Consider the following 21,270-nt stretch of genomic DNA (forward strand, 5'->3'; position numbering starts at 1 on the left):
GCTCGTGGTGCGGGCCGGGAGCAGGACCGGCCGGGCTGCGTGGGGTAACGGCTCGAGAGGGGAGGCGGGAGGGGGTCGGGGGAGAGAGCGGCGATCAGGCGGGGCGGAGCACCTTCGACTGCGGGCCCGGCGGCGCGATCGGCCCGGGATCCCGCTGCGGTGGCGCATCGCCGGCGGCGCATCGACGGGAGAGCGCAGTGGCGACCTGCCGCTGCGAGTCGGGACGCCGCGTACGGTTCCGGTCCGAGGCGGCGGTGATCGCACGGGGACAGCGGTGCACCCTCGGGGACAGCGGTGGACGGCTCCGAGCGAGCGCCCCCTCGGCCTGAGCGGCCGCCGTCAGGATCAGAGGGAGCGGCGTCCCGCGATGACGCCGGAGACGACGGCGAGGACGCCGAAGACGATCGCGACGACCGGCTGGCCGAGGTCCAGCCACGCCAGCGCGGCGGCGCCCATCACGAGCAGCTCGATCAGCGAGCGGCCGTAGACGTCGATCGCGAGGACCGCGCGCGGCGAGAGGAAGAGCGCCCAGACCAGCGCGGCGACCACCGGAGCGCCGATGCCGAGGACGATGTTCCACGGGAGGTCCCACGACGCGAAGCCCCAGAGGGCGAAGGTCGCCAGCGCGACGAGCTCCAGGAGGAACCGGAGGATCGCGTTCGGGCCGATTTTGATGTCGGTGCCCGCGGTGTCCGCTCCTGCTCGATTCACGCCGACCATGCTAGCCGCCGGAGGTCAGCGGAAGATGATGGTGCGGGCCCCGTCGAGGAGCACCCGGTCCTCCGCGAACCACTTGACCGCCTGCGTGAGCGTGCGGCTCTCCTCGTCCTGCCCGATGGCCACGAGCTGGGCGACCGAGTGCGAGTGGTCCACGCGGACGACGTTCTGCTCGATGATCGGCCCCTCGTCGAGGTCGCTGGTGACGAAGTGGGCGGTCGCCCCGATCAGCTTGACGCCGCGGGCGTGCGCCTGCTTGTACGGGTTCGCTCCCTTGAAGCCCGGCAGGAACGAGTGGTGGATGTTGATGGCGCGACCGGCCAGTCGCGCGCAGAGCTCGGGGGAGAGGATCTGCATGTAGCGCGCCAGGACCACGAGCTCGACGTCGTGCTCCTCGACGACCTCCAGCACGCGCTCCTCGAACCCGCGCTTCGCCTCCGGCGAGACCACGGGGCGCGACTCGAAGGGCACGCCGTAGAACTCGGCGAGGTCGCGCAGGCTGCCGTGGTTGGACAGGATCATCGGGATGTCCACCGCGAGCTGCCCGGCGCGCTGGCGGAAGAGCAGGTCGTTGACGCAGTGCGCGGCCGTGGAGGCGAGGACGAGGGTGCGCAGCGGCCGGCCGACGACGTCGAGGCGCCAGGTCATCCCGTAGTGCTCGGTGATCGGCAGCAGGGCGGCGGCGAACTCCTCGCGGCTGATCGGCGACTCCACCTGCAGGCGCATGAAGAAGCGGCCGGTGTCGGCGCTCGAGAACTGCTGGCTCTCGGTGATGTTGCCGCGGGCCTGGACGACGGCACCGGACACGGCGTGCACGATGCCCGGCTGGTCGGGGCAGGCGAAGGTCAGGGTCCAGTGGTTTCCCGCGGGCCGGGCGCCGGACCACGCGGCGTCGCTGCCCGTCGGACGGGTGCTCGCGGAGGCGGGCCGGAGAGTCGCGGACGCGGCGGGTTCGGGCTGCATCCGCCCAGGATAACGGTGGGGCACGGGGCGGTCCGCGCGCCTCAGCCCGCATCGACGGACACGGCGGCGACGGGTCCCGTCCGCCCGTCCGGGGAGGAGTAGCGGACGCCGATCGTGTGCCTCCCAGGACCGACCTCCAGGGTCGCGGCGAGGACGGGGGCTCCGGGAGCGAGGGACCGCACCTGCCCGCCGTCGACCAGGAGGTCGAGGCCGTCCGCGTCGGGATCGGCGAGCACGAGCACGCCGACCGCGCCCCCGCTCGACGCGGCCCGGGCGAGGAGCGCCGGAGCGCGCAGGTCGACCGTCTCGGGGGCGCTGACTCCTGCAGCGGTGCGCGCCAGCACCGTGGTCGTGCCCGCGGGGAGGGGGAGCGCCGGCGCGGTCCAGGAGCCGTCGGCGTCGGCGGTGGCGGAGCCCACGCGGCGTCCGTCGGAGGCGTCCTCGAGGAGCACCTCGGCGCCGGGCGCGGCGGTGCCCCGGGCATCGGGCAGCAGCCGGCCGTCGGTGTCGAGCACGAGGGTCGGTGCGGCCGGAGCGGGAGGCGCGGCCGGAGTGGGGGTCGTGACCGGTGCGGGAGTCGAGACCGGAGCGGAGGTGCTCGGCGCCTCTGTAGGGACCGGCGCCGGAGTGCTCGGTACGTGCGTCGCTGCCGGAGCCGGAGTGTCCGGTGGGGGAGTCACGGTCGGAACAGGAACCGGAACAGGAACCGGGACCGGAGTGCTGGGTGCGGGGGTCGGGACCGGAACGGAGGGCAGGCCCGGGCCGTTGCCGATCGGGCCCGGCGCGGAGCTCCCGGTCGTGGTCCCCGGGGGCCCGGAGGGGGCCGGAGCCTCGGTGACGGCAGGGGAGGGCGCCGGTGCGGGGCTGCCGGTCACGGCAGGGCGGGACGGGGCGGGCTCGGCGGCAGGAGTCGGGGAGGCGGTCGCCTCGATCCCTCTCGACGCCGGTGCGCCGACGGGATCGTGGGACGGCTCCTGTTGCGGCGGGCGTCCCGTCCTCCCGGGGGTCGCGCGCGTCGCTCCGGCATCGTCCGACGCAGCCCGTCCGGCCACGGCCGGCACCGTGCTCCTCGGAGCAGCGCCGGAACCCCTGGACCGCCCCGCCGGATCGCCGTCCGCTGCACTCGTCCGGTCCGCGGCCTCCGGGTCCGTCTCCGGTCGGTCGGCGCTCGCCGTCGCTCCTCCGCTCGACGCCGGCGCAACCGCCTCGGCCGTTGCGCGCTCGTCCACTCGCGCGGAGGCGTCCTCCGCCGCCACGAGCGCGCCGCCCCCGTTCCCGGACAGCAGCACCGCCGCGCTGACGACTCCCGCGACCGCGAGTGCCGCCGCAGCGGATGCGGCGACGACCACTCCTGTTCCACTGCCCGCTCTCGACGCTCGGACCGCGCTCGACGCTCGAACCGCGCTCGACGCCCGGACCGCGCTCGGCAGCGGAGCGGAGGCCGCGCCGGAGCCCCCGCCCGCCGCCCAGGCGGCCGCACCGCTCACGCCGGCCGAGAGCGGCAGCAGCACCGACGCGAGGCGGCGCGCAGTGCTCTCGGCCTCCGCCAGCGCCTCCCGGCAGGAGAGGCACCCGTCCAGGTGCCGGTCGATGCGGTGCCTGTCCCGGACGGGGGCTCGTCCTCGCGCGTACGTCCCCGCCCGCTCGAGCACCCACTCGCACTCGCCCGTCGCCGAGGCGTCCGCCACGTGCTCCCGGATCCACGCGGAGCGCAGCCCCTCCCGCGCCCGCACCCCGAGCGCTGCGACCGCGTTGGGCCGCAGGCCCATCAGCGGTGCGGCGGCGGCGGGGGACAGGCCCTCCACCTCCGTGTACCAGAGCACCTCCTGCCAGCGCGGCGGCAGCGCCCGGAACGCGCGCGCGCCCAGGTCGCGCTCGAGGGCGGCGAGGGCGTGCGCCTCGGGATCGGGGCCGGCAGAGGGGAGGGCGCGGTCGGCCTCGTCGAACGGCCGCTCGTGCCGGTCCCGCCGGGCCCAGGAACCCGCGACGTTGCGGACGGCGGTGAAGAAGTAGGGGCGGAAGGCGCCCTCGGGTCCGCCGCCGCGCTCGATCGCCCGCAGGACGCGGAGGAACGCCTCCGAGACCAGGTCGTCGGGGTCGGAGCTGCTCGCCCATGCCCGGGCCACGGTGCGCCCGGCCGAGGAGTGGCGGCGCCAGAGCTCGGAGACCGCGTCGGTGCGGCCCTCCCGGACCAGCGCGACGAGCTCCTCGTCGCTGCGGCCGTCGATGCGCTCGGAGCGGCGTCGAGGACCCACGGCGACGCCCTCCCTCCCGGTCCCGCGCCGGGACCGCCCGAGGGATCGTCGCACGATCGCGCGGGCCCGCCCCCGACTGGCGCGACTCCCGCGCCACCCGGCCCGCTTGCTAGAGTGAGCCCGCCGCGACTGGCGTTCGGATGGGTGACCATCAGGGAGCGGCACCTCCTCCGGGGCAGCGCCCCGGACACTTTTCCCGCCGCACGCCTGGGCTGGAACGGATACCGTAGATCGGGTCGCCCGAACGAGCCGTGTCGCGCCGCAGCGACCTGCCGGGCCCCTTCCGTTTCCCAGCCAAGGAGCGTCCGTGTCCTCTTCCCCCGCCAGCCCCGGCGTCGCCGCCTCGTTCGACCAGCCCGTGTCGGTGGTCGACCCCGAGATCGCCGCCGTGCTCCAGCAGGAGCTCGACCGCCAGCGCGGCTACCTCGAGATGATCGCGAGCGAGAACTTCGTGCCGCGCGCGATCCTCGAGTCGCAGGGCTCCGTCCTGACCAACAAGTACGCCGAGGGCTACCCCGGCCGCCGCTACTACGGCGGCTGCGAGTACGTCGACATCGCCGAGCAGCTCGCGATCGACCGCGCCAAGGCCCTCTTCGGCGCCGAGTTCGCCAACGTCCAGCCGCACTCCGGAGCCTCCGCCAACGCCGCGGCGCTCGCCGCGCTCGTGCAGCCCGGAGACACCATCCTCGGCCTCGAGCTCGCGCACGGCGGCCACCTGACCCACGGCATGAAGCTGAACTTCTCGGGCAAGCTCTACAACGCGACCGCGTACGGCGTCGACCCGCAGACCTTCCGCATCGACATGGACGCGGTCCGCGAGAAGGCCCTCGAGGTCCGTCCGCAGGTGCTCATCGCCGGCTGGTCCGCCTACCCCCGTCAACTCGACTTCGCGGCGTTCCGCGCCATCGCCGACGAGGTCGGCGCGAAGCTCTGGGTCGACATGGCCCACTTCGCAGGCCTCGTGGCGGCGGGGCTGCACCCGTCGCCGGTGCCCTACGCCGACGTCGTGACGACCACCGTCCACAAGACGCTGGCCGGCCCGCGCTCGGGGCTCATCCTCGCGAAGCAGGAGTACGCCAAGAAGCTGAACTCGGCCGTCTTCCCCGGCCAGCAGGGCGGCCCGCTCATGCACGTGATCGCCGCGAAGGCGACCGCGTTCAAGCTCGCCGGCGAGCCCGAGTTCGCCGACCGCCAGGCACGCACCATCCGCGGCGCGCAGATCCTCGCCGAGCGCCTCACGGCGGCCGACTCGAAGGCCGAGGGCATCGACGTCCTGACCGGCGGCACGGACGTCCACCTCGTCCTCGCCGACCTGCGCGACTCGCCGCTGGACGGCAAGCAGGCCGAGGACCGCCTCCACGAGGTCGGCATCACGGTCAACCGCAACGCCGTGCCGTTCGACCCCCGCCCGCCGATGGTCACCTCGGGCCTGCGCATCGGCACGCCGGCGCTCGCGACCCGCGGCTTCGGCGACATGGAGTTCACCGAGGTCGCCGACGTCATCGCCGAGGCGCTCAAGCCCTCGGCCGACCTCGAGGCGCTGCGCGGCCGTGTCGCCCGCCTCACCGACGACTTCCCGCTCTACCCCGGGCTGTAGTCGATCCGCTGCACCACCCGCGCGGCGGAGGCCGGGGCACCCTCCCCCTCCGCCGCGCCACGACCGAGGAGCCCGAGATGACGGCACAGGTACTCGACGGCGTCGCGACGGCGACGGCGGTCAAGACGGAGATCGCGGAGCGGGTCGCCGCTCTGCGCGAGCGGGGCGTCGTGCCCGGGCTCGGCACGCTGCTGGTGGGGGACGATCCCGCCTCCCGCTCGTACGTCGCGGGCAAGCACCGCGACTGCGCGGAGGTCGGGATCGAGTCGATCCGCGTGGACCTCCCCGCGACCGCGTCGGCGGACGACATCCGCGCCGCCATCCGGCAGCTCAACGACTCGGAGGCCGTGACCGGGTACATCATCCAGCTCCCGCTGCCGAAGGGCATCGACGAGAACGCGATGCTCGAGCTCATGGATCCGGACAAGGACGCCGACGGCCTGCACCCCACCAACCTCGGCCGCCTGGTTCTCGGTGTCGAGGGCGAGCTGGACAGCCCGCTGCCCTGCACGCCGAACGGGATCGTCGAGATGCTGCAGCGCCACGGCATCCCGACCTCGGGCAGGCACGTCGTCGTCGTGGGCCGCGGGCTCACCGTCGGCCGACCGCTCGGGCTCCTGCTCACGCGGAAGGGCCTCGACGCCACCGTGACCCTCACCCACTCCCGCACGGCCGATCTCGCCGCGGAGGTGCGCCGCGCCGACATCGTGGTGGCCGCCGTGGGCGTGCCCGGGCTCATCCGCGCCGACTGGGTGAAGCCCGGCGCCGCCGTGCTCGACGTGGGCATCACGCGGGTCGAGAACCCGGAGACGGGCCGCGCGAAGCTGACCGGCGACGTCGCACCGGAGGTGGCGGAGGTCGCGGGCTGGCTCTCGCCCGTGCCCGGCGGCGTCGGCCCGATGACGCGCGCGATGCTCATCCACAACGTGGTGACGGCGGCCGAGCGCGCCCTGCGCTGACCGGCCCCGCGCCACGGGACCCGCGCCGGACCGCGCTCGGGGGCGACGTCCAGTCGCCTGCCGGTAGCGTGGCCCGGCGCTCTCGCGTCCCCCACCCCGTCGGACACGTCCTCGGAGCGCGCCCCGCCCCACGAGGAGAACCCATGCTCACCGTCACCGCCTACGCCGCCCCCTCCGCGACCGAGCCGCTCGTCCCCACCACCATCGAGCGCCGTGACGTCGGACCGCACGACGTGCTCATCGAGATCGCCTACTCCGGCATCTGCCACTCCGACATCCACACCGTCCGCGGCGACTGGGGTCCGGTGGCGTACCCGCTGACCGTCGGCCACGAGATCGTCGGCGTCGTCGCCGAGGTCGGCTCCGAGGTCACCAAGCACTCCGTCGGCGACCGCGTCGGCGTCGGCTGCATGGTGAACTCCTGCCGCGAGTGCGAGAACTGCCTCGCGGGCGAGGAGCAGTACTGCCTGAAGGGCAACACCGGTACCTACGCCTCCGTCGACCGCGACGGCACCATCACCCAGGGTGGCTACTCCACGCACGTCGTCGTCGTCGAGGACTTCGTGCTCCGCGTCCCGGAGTCGATCCCCTACGAGGCAGCCGCCCCGCTGCTGTGCGCGGGCATCACGACCTACTCGCCGCTCTCGCACTGGGAGGCGGGCCCCGGCAAGCGCGTGGCCGTCGTCGGCCTCGGCGGGCTCGGCCACATGGCCGTCAAGTTCGCGCACGCGATGGGCGCCGAGGTCACCGTGCTCTCGCAGACCCTCAGCAAGAAGGAGGACGGCCTCCGCCTGGGCGCCGACCACTACTACGCGACGCGCGACGAGGCGACCTTCACCGATCTCGCGAACACCTTCGACCTGATCGTCAACACGGTCAGCGCGCCCCTCGACCTCGACGCCTACCTGGGGCTCCTGCGCCGCAACGGCACGATGGTGAACGTGGGCGCTCCGGCCGAGGCGCTGCCGCTGCACGTCTTCACGCTCTTCGGCGCCCGTCGCTCCTTCGCGGGCTCGGGCATCGGCGGCATCCGCGAGACCCAGGAGATGCTCGACTTCTGCGCCGAGAAGGGCATTGCGAGCGAGGTCGAGGTCGTCTCGGCCTCGCAGATCAACGAGGCCTACGAGCGCGTCCTCGCCTCGGACGTCCGCTACCGCTTCGTGATCGACGCCTCCACGTTCGAGAAGTGAGCGCGGCCGGGGCGCTAGCCTCGGCGGCATGAGCGAACGGAGCCACCCGGCCGTCGACCGCGTCCTCGCCGACCTCGACCGGCACGGTGTGCATCCGACCGTGCACTGGCTCGACTCGGCCGCGTCGACGGCCGCGCTGGCGGCAGAGGCGCTGGGCGTCGACGTCGGTCAGATCGCGAACTCGCTCGTGTTCCTGCTCGAGGGTGCGCCGCTGCTGGTCCTGACCAGCGGCGGCCACCGCGTCGACACCGCGTGGCTGGGCGTGCAGCTCGGCGGATCGGTCACCCGGGCGCCGGCCGCCGACGTGAAGTCCGCGACGGGCCAGACGATCGGCGGGATCGCGCCGGTCGGTCATCCCGCGCCGCTGCGCACCGTGGTCGACACGGCCCTCGCCGCCTCCGACGTGGTCTGGGCTGCGGCCGGGCACGCGCACACCGTCTACCCGACGAGCTTCGCCGAGCTGGTCCGGGTCACCGGGGGAGAAGCGCGCGCCGTCGTTCCGCCGGATCCGGCGCCGTAGCGGCTGGACGAGGAACGCCCCCTGCGACGCGAGGTCGCAGGGGGCGTCGACGGGAGCAGAGGTCAGAGCACGCGGCCCGCGCCGTCGGCGGCCGTGACCAGGAAGAGCTCCGGAGTCGTGAAGCCCTTCTCGGCGAAGGCGGCGAGGACCGCGGCGCGGACCTCCTCCTCCTTCTCCGCCGGGGTGAGGGCGATCGCGGAGCCGCCGAAGCCGCCGCCGGTCATCCGGGCGCCGATCGCTCCGGCGCCGCGCGCCGCCTCGACGGCGGTGTCGAGCTCGGGCACCGAGATCTCGAAGTCGTCGCGGAGTGAGACGTGGCCGGCGTCGAGCAGATCGCCGATCGCCCGGGGACCGTGCTCACGCAGGGTGCGGACGGTCTCGAGCACGCGGGCGTCCTCCGTCACGACGTGCTTCACGCGCCGGTAGGTGACGTCGTCAAGGAGCTCCTGGGCGCGCGGCAGGTCGTCGACCGTCAGCTCGCGGAGCGACGGCACGCCGAGGGTCGCGGCGCCGAGCTCGCAGGAGGCGCGCCGCTCGGCGTAGCCGCCGGTGGCGTGCGCGTGCTCGACGCGGGTGTCGACGACGAGCAGGACGAGCCCGGCCTCCTCGAAGCCGAGGGGGACGACCTCGGTGTCGAGGCTGCGGCAGTCCAGGAACACTGCGGCGTCGCGCTTCCCGAAGAGGGAGGCGGACTCGTCCATGATGCCGGTGGGGGCGCCGACCGCGACGTTCTCGGCGCGACGACCGACGCGGGCCATCGTCGCGCGGTCGAAACCGAGGTGCCAGAGCTCGTCGAGGGCGACGGCCATCGCGCACATCAGCGCCGCCGAGCTCGAGAGCCCCGCGCCGACCGGCACGTCGGAGTCGACGTACGCGTCGAAGCCCGAGCGGGAGCCCAGGTCGACGCCGTACTCGGTGAGCGCCCAGACCACGCCGAGCGGGTAGGCCGACCAGCCGGTCACGGCGCCGGGGCCGAGCTCGTCGAGAGCGACCTCGACCACCGTGGGGGAGAAGGCGCTGCTGATCCGGATCAGGCGGTCCTCCCTCGGAGCGACGGCCATCGCCGTGGCGCGGTCGATCGCGAAGGGGAAGACGAAGCCGTCGTTGTAGTCGGTGTGCTCGCCGATCAGGTTCACGCGGCCGGGGCCGGCCCAGACGCCCGCGGCGGGGCGGCCGAAGGTGCGCTCGAAGGCGGCGGCCGCGCTCTCGGCGACGGCGGTCAGGGAGGCGGGAGCGGCGGTCATCGGTTCTCCTCGGCGATGTCGGCGGCGGTGGTGGCGGGAGTGGCGGCGCCGCCGGGAAGCGAGTCGTCGCTGTGCGCGGCGACCGGCAGGGCCGCGTCGGGGCGCTGTGCGATCCCGGCCTCGAGCACGGCCGCGTCGGCCCGCTCGATCGCCGCGCGCAGGGCCGCGGCGCTCGTCTCGGGGGCGATGTCGCCGATCCAGGCGCCCATCGCGGCCTCGCTCCCCGCGAGGTACTTGAGCTTCGTCTCGGCGCGGCGGGGCGAGGTGATCTGGAGCATCAGGCGCACCTCGTCGCGGCGCTCGTGCACCGGGGCCTGGTGCCAGGCGGCGATGTAGGGCGTCGGGGTGTCATAGAGGGCGTCGATGCCGCGGAGCAGGCGCTGGTACATCGCAGCCAGCTCGTCGCGCTCCTCCGGGGTGGTCGCCGCCAGGTCGGGGACGTGGCGGTGCGGCAGGAGGTGCACCTCGACGGGCCAGCGCGCGGCGAACGGCACGAACGCGGTGAAGTGCTCGCCGCGGAGGAGGACGCGCTCGCCGGCCTGCTCGAAGGCGAGGACGTCGGCGAACATCGAGGGCCCGTAGCTGTCGAGCGAGGCGAGCAGACGGGTCGTGCGCGGCGTGACGTAGGGGTAGGAGTAGATCTGCCCGTGGGGGTGGTGCAGCGTGACGCCGATCGCCTCGCCGCGGTTCTCGAACGGGAAGACCTGCTGCACGCCGGGAAGGGCCGAGAGGGCGCCCACGCGGTCGGCCCAGGCCTCGACCACGGTCCGGGCGCGGGAGGCGCTGAGCGTGGCGAACGAGCCCTCGTGCTCGGGGCTGAAGCAGACGACCTCGCAGCGGCCGACGCTGGTCAGCGTCCGGCCGAGCCCGAGGGTGCGCAGGTCCTCCAGGGAGGCGGGCGCGTCCGCGTCCTCGAGGAGCGGGCCGAAGGAGGGGGAGCGGTTCTCGAAGACGGCGACGTCGTAGCGGCTGGGCACCTCCGACGGGTTCGTCGGCGACGCCGGGGCGAGCGGATCGAGCTCGGCCGGCGGCAGGAACACGCGGTTCTGGCGCGACGCGGCGATGGAGACCCACTCGCCGGTCAGCACGTCCTGGCGCATCCGCGCGGTGGCCGGGCGGGGGTCGAGGTGGCGTGCGTCGGCGGCGCGCTCCGGGGGGAGCGTCGTGTCGGCGTCGTCGAAGTAGAGGAGCTCGCGGCCGTCGGCCAGCGTGTGCGGGCGCTTGACGACGCCGGCGGAGAGTGTGATCGCTTCGTTCATGGCAGGAGTCAGACTAGGGCCGCACCTTCGAAAAGGAAAGCTCGTTTTCCCTTTGACAAGTCCACCGGCCCGCGGGCACGATGGGCGGATGAGGACGGACGGCGAGCAGGAGTCCACGTCGGCGATCGAGCGCCGGCTGCGGCTGCGTCTGGCCGCCGAGAGCTCGGGCTTCGTCGGGGTCGCCCCGATGGCCGACATGCTCGGGGTCTCGGTCGTCACCGTCCGCTCCGATCTCGCCCTACTCGCGAGCGAGGGCGTCCTCCAGCGGGTGCGCGGCGGGGCGATCCCGGCGCCGAGACCCACCGGCGAGCGCTCGCTCGAGGAGGGCCTGAGCGCCGCCTTCGACGAGAAGGCCGCGATCGGCGAGGAGGCCGCCGCCTCCGTCTCCTCCGGGCAGAGCATCGTGCTCGACGTGGGCACCACCCCGCTCGCCATCGCGCACGCGCTCGTGGCGCGGGAGGAGCTGCGCGACGTCACGGTGATCACGAACGGCCTCTCCACGGCGCTGGCGCTCGAGCCGGCCATCCCGCGCTTCACGGTCGTCGTCACCGGGGGCACTCTGCGGCCGCTGCAGCACTCGCTGGTCGAGCCGCTCGCGTCCGAGCTGCTCGAGCGGATCCGCGCCGACATCGCCTTCATCGGCTGCACCGGCGTGCACCCCGAGGCCGGCGTCACCAACGTCAACCTCCCCGAGGCGACCCTGAAGCGCCGGATGCTGCAGGCGGCGACCCGCCGGGTCGTGGTCGCGGACTCCTCGAAGCTCGGAGTGGTCGACCTCGGCCGGGTCGCCGCTCCCGACGAGTTCGACCGTCTGCTCACGGGGGCGGGGGCCGCCGGCGGACTCGTCGCCGCTCTGGAGGAGGCGGGGCTCGCGGTCACCCGCTGCCGGACGCTCGGCGAGCGCGTCAGTCCGTAGGATCGAGGAATGGCCGACTTCACCCCCGCCCCCGCCACCGGGCGCCAGTTCCCGCTCGACCTCACCGCCGAGGGACGCACCCTGCACGCCGTCGTGACGGAGGTGGCCGCAGCGCTGCGCCACCTCTCGGTCGACGGAGTGGAGATCACCGCCTCCTACCCGGAGAGCACCGTTCCGCCGTTCGGCTCGGGCATCGTCCTGATGCCCTGGCCCAACCGCGTGAAGGACGGGCGCTGGCACCACCGCGGCGAGACGCTCCAGCTCGCGATCACCGAGCCGAAGTACCACAACGCCATCCACGGCCTGCTGGTGAGCACCCCGTACCGCCTCGTCGACCAGGGCCCGTCCTTCGTCGAGCTGGCCGCGCCGGTCGTGCCCCAGGCGGGCTACCCGTTCCACCTCGAGACCTCGGTCCGCTACGAGCTGCAGGCCGACGGGCTGAAGGTCGTCCACCGCGTCGTCAACGTCGGAGCCGACGAGGCGCCCGTCGCCATCGGCACGCACCCCTTCCTCGCCATCGGCGACGTCCCGACCGACGAGCTCGAGATCACCGTCGACGCGGCGGTGCACATCGAGGTCGACGAGCGCCTCAACCCCACCGTGCAGAACCCGGTCGAGGGCACCGAGTGGGACCTCCGCTCCGGCCGCCGCATCGGCGACCTGGAGCTCGACGACGCCTGGGCCGACGTCCGGATGGTCGACGGCGAGAGCGTGCACGGCCTCCGCGCCGCGGACGGCCGCCGCGTGCTCCTCTGGGCCGACGCCTCGCACAACTTCATCCAGGTCTTCATCACCCGGATCTTCCCCGACGGCGACGACGTGAAGACCGCGATCGCCGTGGAGCCGATGACCGCTCCGGCAGAGGCGTTCAACAGCGGGCAGGGCCTGCGCTGGCTCGAGCCGGGCGAGGAGTGGACCGTCGCGTGGGGCATCCGCCACGAGGGGTTCCCCACCGCGTCATGACCACCCTCGCGGCCGTCGGGCGCGACGACGAGGCCAAGCGCGTCGCCCTCGTCCGGATGAAGCGGCTCGCCACGGGCCTGCTCGTGGTGATGGCCGTCGTCTTCGCCGTGTCGTTCGCCCTGCAGGAGCGCTACCCGTGGCTGCAGTGGGTCCGGGCCGCGAGCGAGGGCGGGATGGTCGGCGCGCTCGCCGACTGGTTCGCCGTGACCGCGCTGTTCCGGCGGCCGCTGGGCCTGCCGATCCCGCACACCGCGATCATCCCGACCAAGAAGGACGAGATCGGCGCGAGCCTCGCGCAGTTCGTCGAGGAGAACTTCCTCCGCGGCGCCATCGTGCGCGAGAAGCTCGACTCCTTCGGGATCGCCCGGCGGGCGGGGCTCTGGCTCGCCGAGCCGGAGAACGCGCACCGCGTCGGCGGCGAGAGCGCGGCGGCCGTCCGCTCGGCGATCGCCCTGCTGGACGATTCCGATGTGCAGCGCGTGATCGAGGCGCTGGCGCGGCGCCACCTCCTCGACCCGCAGTGGGGCCCGCCGCTGGGCTCGCTGATGGGCACCGTGGTCGAGGCCGGCCACCACCGGCGCCTCGTGGACACGCTGGTCGAGCAGGCGGAGGAGTGGCTGACCGCGAACCCGCAGAGCTTCACCCGCATGGTCAGCGGCCGCCTGCCGAGCTGGCTGCCCTCCGCGGTCAGCCGGGCGGTGGACGAGCGGCTGTACCGCGAGGCGCTCGTCTTCGTCGCCGCAGTGCGCGAGGACCAGGTGCACCCGTTCCGGATCGCGATCGACGGCTACCTCGCCACGCTGGCGCAGGATCTGGGCACCGATCCCGACCTGATCGCCCGGGTCGAGGAGATCAAGAACCGCGCCTTCGACAGCCCGCGCGTCCGCGAGCTCGCCGGGGACGCCTGGGAGGCGACGAAGGCCTCCCTCCTCGGCGCGATGGACGACCCGTCGAGCCCCCTCCGCGGCAGCATCGAGTCGATCGTGTTCGATCTGGGCCGCCGGCTCTCGACCGACGCCGGTCTCGCGGCGACCGTCGACTCCTGGATCGGATCGGTCGCGGCCAACCTGGTCGACCGCTACCGCACCGACATCGCCAGCATCATCGGCGACACCATCCACCGCTGGGACCCGCGCGAGACGTCCGAGAAGCTCGAGCTGCAGGTCGGGAAGGACCTCCAGTTCATCCGGATCAACGGCACCGTCGTAGGCTCCCTGGCCGGGCTGGTCATCTTCACCGTCGCGCACGCGCTGCTCGGCTCGTGAAGCGGGGCGCCCGGGCCCGCTCCGCAAGCCCTCGTCGACGTCGGTGGTCGGGCGTACGGTCGCACCATGAGCGATGACAACACCACCGATCCCGATGTCAAGACCGAGGGCGACGTCCTCGGCGCCCGTGCCGACGACGGCAGCGACACCAGCGCCAGCAAGGACCCGTCCGACTGGGTCACCGGCGACGAGCCGATGACCGGCCCGCAGCGCAGCTACCTCGACACCCTCGCGCGCGAGGCGGGCGAGACCCTGCCCGCCGACCTCACCAAGGCCCAGGCCTCCGAGCACATCGACCGCCTGCAGTCCTCCACGGGCCGTGGCGACGGCAGCAACGGGCACGACTGATCCCGTCGGGGCGCCCCGGGGCTGAGCATCAGTCCCCGTCGGCGCCCCCGTCCGGGGCGCGCACACCGCGCCCCGGCGTCCCTAGGGTTCCGTCATGGCGATCTCCCGCACCACGCGCAACGCCCTCGACCTCATCGACGCGATCCGGATCCCCGGCCGCATCGATCCCCGTCTGGCCCGGCAGGTGACCCTGTCCCTCCGCCAGCTCCTCGAATCCGGAGCCTTCGGCCCGAGCGAGCGGCTCCTCCGCCGCCGCGCGAGGAGGCTCCGCTCCCGCACCCGCGAGGCGGCCGCGTTCCGGCAGACGCGCCCGGCCGGCTGCACCGTCCAGCCCTGAGCCCGCTGAACGGAGTCGCTCCGCTGTGACCGGCGACGGTACAGACACCGTCCGCGCGGTCGTCTAGAGTTCCTGGCATCCGGTCCGCCGGATGCCCGCCGCAGTCTCCCGGCCGGTCGACAACGGAGTCGTCCCGGCGCGGGTCATCCCCCCGTTCGCGCGTCGAACGCCCCGCTGGTTCCAGCACCCCGCTCCCTCCTCGAGAAGGGACTCCCGCGATGACGACCCGCGTCTCGCACACCGCGACGACCGTCCGCCTCGTCCGCTGGTACCGGATCGACTCCGACTGGCTCTCGGAGGTCGTCACCGGCCGCCTGCTCGAGCACCAGGACGGCCGCTGGCGCCTGCTCCTCGGCGAGAAGGTCCGCGACTACCCGGACGAGGTGTGGTCGCTCTGCCACGAGTGACGCCGTCGCGGAGCACCGCGGCCCGGACGAGGCGTCAGAGGTAGAGGTAGTACGTCTTCGCGCAGTCCGTCGAGCAGAACGGGTCCCGGCGGCGGGCCCGCCGGACGCGGCACGCCTCGCACAGCCGAGGCCGGCGCAGGAGGACGCGGAGGACGGTCAGCACCTCTGCACGGTAGTGCGGCGACCTGGCTGCGCCCTGGCACTGTCCGGAAAGCGCGACCAGGCGGTCGAGTGGTGGGCCCCGTCGGGCTCGAACCGACGACCCGCGGATTAAAAGTCCGCTGCTCTGCCAACTGAGCTAGAGGCCCGCGCGCTCCAGGGTAGCGGGCCGTCGACGCCCCCGGAGCAGGTGCGGCCCGGAGCAGGTGCGGCCCGGACCGCGGACGATCCCGGAGCGGACCGCGTCCTCGGCGCGGGCATACCCGCCCAGCCGCGGGCGTTACCCTCCTCGAACCCCCTACGGAGCGCGAGCGCGAGAGCGTCCGCGCGCACGACCGCGGAAGGCGGCCCCATGACAGACGGCTTCCACAAGCCGACCAAGTTCCCCTCCCACGTCTTCGAGGCGTTCCAGGGAGGAGAGGACCCGGCGCAGATCAGCCGCGTCGCCCATGAGACCGCGATCGCGCTGCTGAGCCGTGTCCGGAACGACCCCGACCCGGTGGTCATCGACCGCCTGGTCGAGTACACCGACCACAACGGCATCGACGCGCTCGCCGAGCTCTGGGCGCGCTCCAGCGCGGCGAGCCTGCCGGGCGCCCTCTGGCGGATCTACCTGCTGCGGCTGGTCATCCGGCAGGACCCGGAGAGCACGAGCTTCCTCTACCAGCGCGGAGTCGAGCTGTCCGCCACGATCGACCCGGTGGTCGCCGGAGCCAGCACTCCCACGGGGCCGGCCGAGATCACCGAGCTGGCCGACCGGATCCTCCGCGGCGTCTTCGACGGCGACTTCGCGGTGGCACTGGACCGCGCCGCGGCGTTCTGCCGCGTGAGCGCCTCCGGAGCCGTCTCAGTCGCCGACGACGTGGAGCCGGTGAACCCCGCCCGGGCGAGCGAGCTGACCACCCGCGCCCTGCGCCTCTCGACCACCGCGGCCGAGCTCGTGAGCTGCGCGCGGCTGTGGCGGAGCGACTCCCTGGAATGACGCGCAACCCGCGTTCACCCACTGCGAACGCCCCTCGCCGCCACCGCGGAGGCCTTTGGTAGACTGGCGGAAGCCGGATCGCAGTAACCCCGGGCTCCACTTATAGCCGCTTCGAGCGGCCTCGCGCCGAGAGGCGTTCCTGCGGTCCGGCCCCTTCTCTGCTCGCATCGCCGCCACGGTGCGCGAGGCGAGGGCCCAGGAGGAGTCGATCCTCGCCCGAGTCCCCACAGACAGGCGCCAGCGGAATGAAGAACAGCAGAGCTCTCCGGATCGGCGCGCGCGTCTGGGCGGGGGCGGGGCTGCTGGTCGTCGCCGCCCTCTACCTCCTCGCCGCCCCGAGCGTCGACGACGCGGAGGGCGCCCAGTTCGCCGCGGGGGTCTCGCTCTCGCAGGGCACGGTGATGCGCGTCCTCGCGGTCCTCGACGTGCTCGCCGGGCTCTGGGTCCTCATCCGCCCGCGCAGCTATCCGGGCATCACCGCTGCGGCGGTGGCCGTGATCTCGCTCTGGCTGGCCCCCCGGCTGGGCGACCCCGCGCTCGTGCCGATCGGCACGTTGGCGCTGGATGTCCGATTCGTGACGCATCCGATCGAGGTGTCGGTCGTCGTTGCAGGCCTGGCCGTGACAGCCTTCTGGATGACGCGGAATCTTTCAGCCCGGGCGCGGGCGAGGCGGGGCTGATGACGGACGACACCACTGCGGAGGCGGCTGTCCTCCTCGAGCGCATCGCCGGGGGAGAGCAGGCCGCGTTCGCCGCGCTCTACGACCAGATGGCCGGCCGGGTCCTCGGCCTGATCATCCGCGTCCTCGTCGACCGCTCCCAGTCCGAGGAGGTGGCCCAGGAGGTCTTCCTCGAGATCTGGCAAACCGCTGGGCGTTTCGCTCCGAATAAAGGAAGCGCGACGACCTGGATCCTCACGATGGCACACCGCAGGGCCATCGACAGGGTCCGCGCGGCTCAAGCCGGCCGTGATCGGGACATGCGCATCGGAATCCGAGACCTCGGACGCGACTACGACCAGGTCTCCGAGCAGGCGGAGGTGTCCCTCGAGCACGAGAAGGTCGCGGCCGCCATGGGCCGCCTGACGGAACTGCAGCGGCAGGCGCTGCAGCTCGCTTACTACGGCGGATACTCGCACAGCGAGATCGCGGGGATCCTGCAGTGCCCCGTGGGAACCGTCAAGACACGCCTGCGTGACGGAATGATCAGACTTCGAGAAGAGATGGGGGTGGCCCTGTGAACGATGTGCGACTCCCCGACGGGATGGACGACCCGCGCGATCTCGCGGCGGGTCACGCACTGGGCATCCTGACGCCCGAGGAGCAGGAGCGCTACGAGCGCTTCCTCTCCGAGCACCCGGAGGCGCGCGGCGAGGCCGACGCGTTCGCCGAGGTGGCGGAGGCGCTGGTCGCCGACGCACCCGCCGTGGAGCCCTCGCCGGGCTTCAAGGCCGACCTGATGGCGCTCATTGCCACCACTCCGCAGCTGCCGCTGGAGGAGCCCGACGAGGACCACGAGGCGCCCGCCGCGCCCCGTCTGGTCCCCGTCGCCTCCGAGGGCGAGCGGAGCGGTCCGACGGCTCGCCGGGACGGTGGCGGCAGCGCCGCGAACCGCGCCCGGAGCCGCTGGTTCGCCCGCCCCGCGGTCTACCTCTCGGCGGCCGCGGCCGCCGCGGTGATCGTGGTCGGCGGAGTGACCCTTCCGCCGCTGCTCTCGTCCGGCCCCGGCCAGACGCAGCAGCAGACGGCTCTGGAGCAGATCCGCAGCGCCCCCGACGCGCAGGAGACGACCGGCACGGTCGCCACCGGCGAGCAGGCGACGCTGGTCTGGTCGAGCTCGCTCGGCCGCTCCGCCCTCGTGGTGGACGACCTGGCGCCGCTGCCGGAGGACAAGACCTACGAGCTCTGGTACATCGGCTCGTCCGGCCCGGTCGCCGCAGGGACGTTCGACGGGGGAGAGGGCAGCACCGTGGCCCCGCTCGAGGGGAGCCTGACCGAGGGCGGAGTCGTCGCCGTGACGGTCGAGGACGCCGGCGGCTCGCCGACTCCGACCACCGATCCGATACTGGCGATCGACATCGCCTGACGGCCCGAGCACGAGAAGAGCCGCACTCCCATGACGGAGTGCGGCTCTTCTCGTTCCCGGAGGGAACGCGGTGGAACGAGAGCGAGCCGCGACCCCGGAGGGACGCGGCTCACTCTCGTCTGCGGCTGATCAGCCGAAGCGGCCCGAGACGTAGTCCTCGGTCGCCTGGACGGACGGGCGCGAGAACATCGTCGCGGTGTCGTCGTACTCGATGAGCTTGCCCGGCTTGCCGGTGCCCGCGATGTTGAAGAACGCGGTGCGGTCCGAGACGCGCGAGGCCTGCTGCATGTTGTGGGTCACGATGACGATCGTGTAGTCGTTCTTGAGCTCCTCGATGAGGTCCTCGATCGCGAGGGTCGAGATCGGGTCGAGGGCGGAGCAGGGCTCGTCCATCAGGAGGACGTCGGGGGAGACGGCGATCGCGCGGGCGATGCACAGACGCTGCTGCTGGCCGCCGGAGAGACCGGAGCCCGGCTTGTCGAGGCGGTCCTTCACCTCGTTCCAGAGGTTCGCGCCCTGGAGCGAGCGCTCGACGAGCGCGTCCGCGTCCGACTTCGAGATGCGGCGGTTGTTGAGCTTCACGCCGGCCAGCACGTTGTCCCGGATGGACATCGTCGGGAACGGGTTGGGGCGCTGGAAGACCATGCCCACCTGCCGGCGGACCTGCACCGGGTCGACGCCCGGGCCGTACAGGTTGTTGCCGTCGATCAGGACCTCGCCCTCGACGTGCGCGCCGGGGATGACCTCGTGCATGCGGTTGAGCGTGCGGAGGAAGGTCGACTTGCCGCAGCCGGACGGGCCGATGAAGGCGGTGACCGTGCGGGGCTCGATGGCGAGCGAGACGCCCTCCACCGCGAGGAACTGGCTGTAGTAGACGTTGAGGTCGTTGACCTCGATGCGCTTGGACATTGCTTCCTTCGGGGATTCCGGCCGGAGCCGAGTGGTGGGTGTCAGCGGCCGAGCTTGGGGGCGAAGATCTTCGCGATCAGGCGGGCGACCAGGTTCAGCGCCATGACGATCAGGATGAGGGCCAGCGCGCCGGTCCAGGCCCGGTTGAGGAACGCCTCGGCGTCCGGGCCCTGGTTCGCGTACTGCGTGTAGACGAAGACCGGGAGGGTCATCATCCGCTCGCTGAAGAGGTCGTAGTTCATCGACGCGGTGAAGCCGGCGACGATGAGCAGCGGGGCGGTCTCGCCGATGACGCGGGCGATCGCGAGGGTGATGCCCGTCGTGATGCCGGCGATGGAGGTCGGCAGCACGATCTTGACGATGGTCAGCCACTTCGGCACGCCCAGGGCGTAAGACGCCTCGCGGAGCTCGTTCGGGACCAGCTTCAGCATCTCCTCCGACGAGCGGACGACCACGGGGATCATCAGCACGGCGAGGGCGATCGAGCCGGCGAAGCCCATCCGGACGCCGGGGCCGAGGAGCAGCGCGAAGAGCGCGTACGCGAACAGGCCCGCGACGATGGAGGGGATGCCCGTCATCACGTCGACGAAGAAGGTGATCGCCCGAGCGAGGTGGCCGCGGCCGTACTCGACGAGGTAGATCGAGGTGAGCAGGCCGATCGGCACCGAGATCAGCGCGGCCATCGCCGTGATCTCGAGCGTGCCGATGATCGCGTGGAGGGCGCCGCCGCCCGCGTCGATGACGTTGCGCATGGACGAGGAGAAGAAGAGCGGATCGAACCGCGCGACTCCGTTGGAGACGACCGTGTAGAGCAGGGAGATCAGCGGGAGCAGCGCGATGATGAACGCAGTCGCGACCAGCGAGGTCACGAGGCGGTCGACAGCCTTGCGGCCGCCCTCGACCAGGCGCGAGACCACGTAGATGGCGACGTCGAAGAGGACGGTGCCCCAGAAGATCGCTCCGACGAGGCTGAAGTCGTTCATCATGCCGGCCGCCTGGAGGATCAGGAAGACGGCGGCGAACACGACCCAGCTGCCGACGAGCAGCATCCAGGGAGTGCCCTTGGGCAGCTTGCCCGCCTGCAGCGAGAAGGGCATCGACGAGGTGGCGGCGGACATCAGTTGGCTCCCGAGAAGGCCTTGCGGCGGTTGACGATGAACCGCGCGACCGAGTTCACGACGAGGGTGATGACGAAGAGGATGAGGCCCGAGGCGACGAGGACGTTCACGCCGACTCCGCTCGCCTCCGGGAACTGCAGCGCGATGTTCGCGGCGATGGTGTTCGAGTTCTGCGAGGTGAGCAGGAGGAAGGAGACGACCGTCGCGGGCGAGAGCACCATCGCGACGGCGAGCGTCTCGCCGAGGGCCCGGCCGAGGCCGAGCATGGCGGCCGAGACGATGCCCGGGGCGCCGAAGGGCAGGACGGCCATGCGGATCATCTCCCAGCGGGTCGCGCCGAGCGCGAGCGCCGCCTCCTCGTGCAGGCGCGGGGCCTGGAGGAAGATCTCGCGGCAGACCGCGGTGATGATCGGGATGACCATGACGGCCAGCACCACCGAGGCGGTGAGGATCGTCTTGCCGGTGCCCGACGCCTGGCCGCCGAAGAGCGGGAACCAGCCGATGTTCACGTTGAGGAAGAGGTAGAAGGGCTGCACCATCGGCGCCAGCACGGTCGCGCCCCAGAGGCCGAAGACCACCGAGGGGACGGCGGCGAGGAGGTCGACCACGTAGCCGAGGGCCATCGCGATGCGGCGCGGCGCGTAGTGCGAGATGAAGAGGGCGATCGCGATCGAGAGCGGCAGGGCGATCACCAGGGCGATCACCGCCGACCAGACCGTGCCGAAGACCAGGGGGCCGACGTAGGCCCAGAAGCTCGTCGCGTCGCCGGGGAGGCTGCCGGCCGGCGCGGTGAACGCGGGGATCGACTGCGCGATGAGGAAGATCGCGACGGCGGCGAGGACGAGGAGGATGAGGGAACCGGCGGCGACGGTCGAGATCGAGAAGACCCGATCTCCGACACGCACCTTCGCCTTCGGGCGGACGACGGTCTCAGTTGCCATTCCAGGGGACTCTCTTCAGACGAGGGGGTTCGGCGGGGCGCACAGGGAGATGCTAGGGCTCGGAGGGGGCGTCCGGTGGGTCGAGCCCGGCACAGGCGGGGCCCGTCCCGCGGATCGTGCTGCGAGACGGGCCCTG

Annotated in this window: 23 protein-coding genes and 1 tRNA gene; 14 read left to right on the forward strand and 10 right to left on the reverse strand. The window is 72.9% G+C overall.

What is annotated here, in order from left to right:
- Positions 1-345: 345 nt before the first annotated feature.
- Genes C5C69_RS15175 through C5C69_RS15185 form a run of 3 tightly spaced genes read right to left on the reverse strand, consistent with a single transcriptional unit; the run spans position 346 to position 3,935 of the window.
- Entirely contained in the window at positions 346-711 is a 366-nt protein-coding gene (locus C5C69_RS15175) for a YrdB family protein (RefSeq protein ID WP_258065283.1), read from the reverse strand.
- Between the two features lie 24 nt (positions 712-735).
- The gene (purU, locus tag C5C69_RS15180) at positions 736-1,680 is read right to left on the reverse strand and encodes a formyltetrahydrofolate deformylase (RefSeq protein ID WP_104258246.1); all 945 of its coding nucleotides are present in this window, start codon (positions 1,678-1,680) and stop codon (positions 736-738) included.
- Between the two features lie 41 nt (positions 1,681-1,721).
- Positions 1,722-3,935: a sigma-70 family RNA polymerase sigma factor gene (locus C5C69_RS15185; RefSeq protein ID WP_181127073.1), complete on the reverse strand. Its 2,214-nt coding sequence runs from the start codon at positions 3,933-3,935 to the stop codon at positions 1,722-1,724.
- 307 nt (positions 3,936-4,242) lie between these two features.
- On the opposite strand from C5C69_RS15185, the gene glyA reads away from it, so the two are divergent.
- The 4 genes from glyA to C5C69_RS15205 all read left to right on the forward strand — a co-directional run bounded on the left by glyA (position 4,243) and on the right by C5C69_RS15205 (position 8,201).
- Positions 4,243-5,532 (forward strand): serine hydroxymethyltransferase, encoded by a 1,290-nt coding sequence (gene glyA, locus C5C69_RS15190; RefSeq protein ID WP_104258248.1) that lies wholly within the window; start codon positions 4,243-4,245, stop codon positions 5,530-5,532.
- A gap of 77 nt (positions 5,533-5,609) precedes the next feature.
- Positions 5,610-6,491: a bifunctional methylenetetrahydrofolate dehydrogenase/methenyltetrahydrofolate cyclohydrolase gene (locus C5C69_RS15195; RefSeq protein WP_104227279.1), complete on the forward strand. Its 882-nt coding sequence runs from the start codon at positions 5,610-5,612 to the stop codon at positions 6,489-6,491.
- Between the two features lie 143 nt (positions 6,492-6,634).
- Entirely contained in the window at positions 6,635-7,681 is a 1,047-nt protein-coding gene (locus C5C69_RS15200) for an NAD(P)-dependent alcohol dehydrogenase (protein ID WP_104233905.1), read from the forward strand.
- A gap of 28 nt (positions 7,682-7,709) precedes the next feature.
- The gene (locus tag C5C69_RS15205; protein ID WP_104258249.1) at positions 7,710-8,201 is read left to right on the forward strand and encodes a YbaK/EbsC family protein; all 492 of its coding nucleotides are present in this window, start codon (positions 7,710-7,712) and stop codon (positions 8,199-8,201) included.
- Between the two features lie 62 nt (positions 8,202-8,263).
- Here the strand turns inward: C5C69_RS15205 and galK are convergent, their stop codons facing one another.
- Together galK and galT are read right to left on the reverse strand one after the other, a co-directional pair.
- Complete coding sequence (gene galK, locus C5C69_RS15210) at positions 8,264-9,445, reverse strand: galactokinase (protein ID WP_104258250.1); 1,182 nt, start codon at positions 9,443-9,445, stop codon at positions 8,264-8,266.
- Complete coding sequence (galT, locus tag C5C69_RS15215) at positions 9,442-10,704, reverse strand: galactose-1-phosphate uridylyltransferase (protein WP_104256412.1); 1,263 nt, start codon at positions 10,702-10,704, stop codon at positions 9,442-9,444. Before galT ends, galK begins: the two co-directional genes overlap by 4 nt.
- 88 nt (positions 10,705-10,792) lie before the next feature.
- Between galT and C5C69_RS15220 the strand changes: the two genes are divergently transcribed.
- The 6 genes from C5C69_RS15220 (at position 10,793) to C5C69_RS15245 (ending at position 14,940) form a co-directional block, all read left to right on the forward strand.
- A complete protein-coding gene (locus tag C5C69_RS15220; RefSeq protein WP_104258251.1) occupies positions 10,793-11,620 on the forward strand; it encodes a DeoR/GlpR family DNA-binding transcription regulator in 828 nt (275 codons plus the stop codon).
- A gap of 9 nt (positions 11,621-11,629) precedes the next feature.
- Entirely contained in the window at positions 11,630-12,583 is a 954-nt protein-coding gene (locus tag C5C69_RS15225) for an aldose 1-epimerase family protein (protein WP_104233900.1), read from the forward strand.
- The gene (locus C5C69_RS15230) at positions 12,580-13,848 is read left to right on the forward strand and encodes a DUF445 domain-containing protein (RefSeq protein ID WP_104258252.1); all 1,269 of its coding nucleotides are present in this window, start codon (positions 12,580-12,582) and stop codon (positions 13,846-13,848) included. Before C5C69_RS15225 ends, C5C69_RS15230 begins: the two co-directional genes overlap by 4 nt.
- Positions 13,849-13,914: 66 nt before the next feature.
- The gene (locus C5C69_RS15235) at positions 13,915-14,196 is read left to right on the forward strand and encodes a DUF3072 domain-containing protein (RefSeq protein ID WP_104224714.1); all 282 of its coding nucleotides are present in this window, start codon (positions 13,915-13,917) and stop codon (positions 14,194-14,196) included.
- A gap of 94 nt (positions 14,197-14,290) precedes the next feature.
- Entirely contained in the window at positions 14,291-14,533 is a 243-nt protein-coding gene (locus C5C69_RS15240) for a hypothetical protein (RefSeq protein ID WP_104256416.1), read from the forward strand.
- A 218-nt stretch (positions 14,534-14,751) separates the two neighbouring features.
- The gene (locus C5C69_RS15245; RefSeq protein WP_104258253.1) at positions 14,752-14,940 is read left to right on the forward strand and encodes a hypothetical protein; all 189 of its coding nucleotides are present in this window, start codon (positions 14,752-14,754) and stop codon (positions 14,938-14,940) included.
- Positions 14,941-14,974: 34 nt separating this feature from the next.
- Here the strand turns inward: C5C69_RS15245 and C5C69_RS17325 are convergent, their stop codons facing one another.
- Both C5C69_RS17325 and C5C69_RS15250 read right to left on the reverse strand, forming a co-directional pair.
- On the reverse strand, positions 14,975-15,103 hold the full coding sequence (locus C5C69_RS17325) for a hypothetical protein (RefSeq protein WP_258060061.1): 129 nt from the start codon (positions 15,101-15,103) through the stop codon (positions 14,975-14,977).
- A gap of 69 nt (positions 15,104-15,172) precedes the next feature.
- Positions 15,173-15,248 (reverse strand) — tRNA-Lys (locus C5C69_RS15250).
- A gap of 203 nt (positions 15,249-15,451) precedes the next feature.
- On the opposite strand from C5C69_RS15250, the gene C5C69_RS15255 reads away from it, so the two are divergent.
- From C5C69_RS15255 to C5C69_RS15270, 4 genes are all read left to right on the forward strand, one after another.
- On the forward strand, positions 15,452-16,081 hold the full coding sequence (locus C5C69_RS15255) for a DNA-directed RNA polymerase subunit beta (protein ID WP_104227273.1): 630 nt from the start codon (positions 15,452-15,454) through the stop codon (positions 16,079-16,081).
- Between the two features lie 245 nt (positions 16,082-16,326).
- Positions 16,327-16,761: a hypothetical protein gene (locus C5C69_RS15260; protein ID WP_104224710.1), complete on the forward strand. Its 435-nt coding sequence runs from the start codon at positions 16,327-16,329 to the stop codon at positions 16,759-16,761.
- Positions 16,761-17,321: an ECF RNA polymerase sigma factor SigK gene (gene sigK / locus C5C69_RS15265; protein ID WP_104224709.1), complete on the forward strand. Its 561-nt coding sequence runs from the start codon at positions 16,761-16,763 to the stop codon at positions 17,319-17,321. Before C5C69_RS15260 ends, sigK begins: the two co-directional genes overlap by 1 nt.
- Positions 17,318-18,166, forward strand: coding sequence for an anti-sigma factor domain-containing protein (locus C5C69_RS15270; protein WP_146076502.1), 849 nt, complete (start codon positions 17,318-17,320; stop codon positions 18,164-18,166). The genes sigK and C5C69_RS15270 overlap by 4 nt, the downstream gene beginning before the upstream one ends.
- 129 nt (positions 18,167-18,295) lie before the next feature.
- Here C5C69_RS15270 and pstB read toward each other — a convergent pair whose 3' ends face one another.
- Genes pstB through pstC form a run of 3 tightly spaced genes read right to left on the reverse strand, consistent with a single transcriptional unit; the run spans position 18,296 to position 21,134 of the window.
- Positions 18,296-19,075 (reverse strand): phosphate ABC transporter ATP-binding protein PstB, encoded by a 780-nt coding sequence (gene pstB, locus C5C69_RS15275; RefSeq protein WP_104224707.1) that lies wholly within the window; start codon positions 19,073-19,075, stop codon positions 18,296-18,298.
- Between the two features lie 41 nt (positions 19,076-19,116).
- Positions 19,117-20,193: a phosphate ABC transporter permease PstA gene (gene pstA, locus C5C69_RS15280; RefSeq protein ID WP_104224706.1), complete on the reverse strand. Its 1,077-nt coding sequence runs from the start codon at positions 20,191-20,193 to the stop codon at positions 19,117-19,119.
- A complete protein-coding gene (gene pstC / locus C5C69_RS15285; RefSeq protein WP_104227270.1) occupies positions 20,193-21,134 on the reverse strand; it encodes a phosphate ABC transporter permease subunit PstC in 942 nt (313 codons plus the stop codon). The genes pstA and pstC overlap by 1 nt, the downstream gene beginning before the upstream one ends.
- Between the last annotated feature and the right edge of the window lie 136 nt (positions 21,135-21,270).

This window comes from Rathayibacter sp. AY1C7 (genome assembly GCF_002931865.1).
Classification (GTDB): domain Bacteria; phylum Actinomycetota; class Actinomycetes; order Actinomycetales; family Microbacteriaceae; genus Rathayibacter.

Bases quoted from the DNA above. Each gene is read 5' to 3' on its own strand.
- C5C69_RS15245 (WP_104258253.1), top strand. From the start codon at position 14,752: ATGACGACCCGCGTCTCGCACACCGCGACGACCGTCCGCCTCGTCCGC.
- C5C69_RS15225 (WP_104233900.1), top strand. From the start codon at position 11,630: ATGGCCGACTTCACCCCCGCCCCCGCCACCGGGCGCCAGTTCCCGCTC.
- C5C69_RS15235 (WP_104224714.1), top strand. From the start codon at position 13,915: ATGAGCGATGACAACACCACCGATCCCGATGTCAAGACCGAGGGCGAC.
- C5C69_RS15230 (WP_104258252.1), top strand. From the start codon at position 12,580: ATGACCACCCTCGCGGCCGTCGGGCGCGACGACGAGGCCAAGCGCGTC.
- sigK (WP_104224709.1), top strand. From the start codon at position 16,761: ATGACGGACGACACCACTGCGGAGGCGGCTGTCCTCCTCGAGCGCATC.
- C5C69_RS15220 (WP_104258251.1), top strand. From the start codon at position 10,793: ATGAGGACGGACGGCGAGCAGGAGTCCACGTCGGCGATCGAGCGCCGG.
- pstA (WP_104224706.1), bottom strand. From the start codon at position 20,193: ATGTCCGCCGCCACCTCGTCGATGCCCTTCTCGCTGCAGGCGGGCAAG.
- galK (WP_104258250.1), bottom strand. From the start codon at position 9,445: ATGACCGCCGCTCCCGCCTCCCTGACCGCCGTCGCCGAGAGCGCGGCC.
- pstB (WP_104224707.1), bottom strand. From the start codon at position 19,075: ATGTCCAAGCGCATCGAGGTCAACGACCTCAACGTCTACTACAGCCAG.
- pstC (WP_104227270.1), bottom strand. From the start codon at position 21,134: ATGGCAACTGAGACCGTCGTCCGCCCGAAGGCGAAGGTGCGTGTCGGA.
- C5C69_RS15200 (WP_104233905.1), top strand. From the start codon at position 6,635: ATGCTCACCGTCACCGCCTACGCCGCCCCCTCCGCGACCGAGCCGCTC.
- C5C69_RS15240 (WP_104256416.1), top strand. From the start codon at position 14,291: ATGGCGATCTCCCGCACCACGCGCAACGCCCTCGACCTCATCGACGCG.
- C5C69_RS15205 (WP_104258249.1), top strand. From the start codon at position 7,710: ATGAGCGAACGGAGCCACCCGGCCGTCGACCGCGTCCTCGCCGACCTC.
- C5C69_RS15255 (WP_104227273.1), top strand. From the start codon at position 15,452: ATGACAGACGGCTTCCACAAGCCGACCAAGTTCCCCTCCCACGTCTTC.
- galT (WP_104256412.1), bottom strand. From the start codon at position 10,704: ATGAACGAAGCGATCACACTCTCCGCCGGCGTCGTCAAGCGCCCGCAC.
- C5C69_RS15260 (WP_104224710.1), top strand. From the start codon at position 16,327: ATGAAGAACAGCAGAGCTCTCCGGATCGGCGCGCGCGTCTGGGCGGGG.
- C5C69_RS15195 (WP_104227279.1), top strand. From the start codon at position 5,610: ATGACGGCACAGGTACTCGACGGCGTCGCGACGGCGACGGCGGTCAAG.
- purU (WP_104258246.1), bottom strand. From the start codon at position 1,680: ATGCAGCCCGAACCCGCCGCGTCCGCGACTCTCCGGCCCGCCTCCGCG.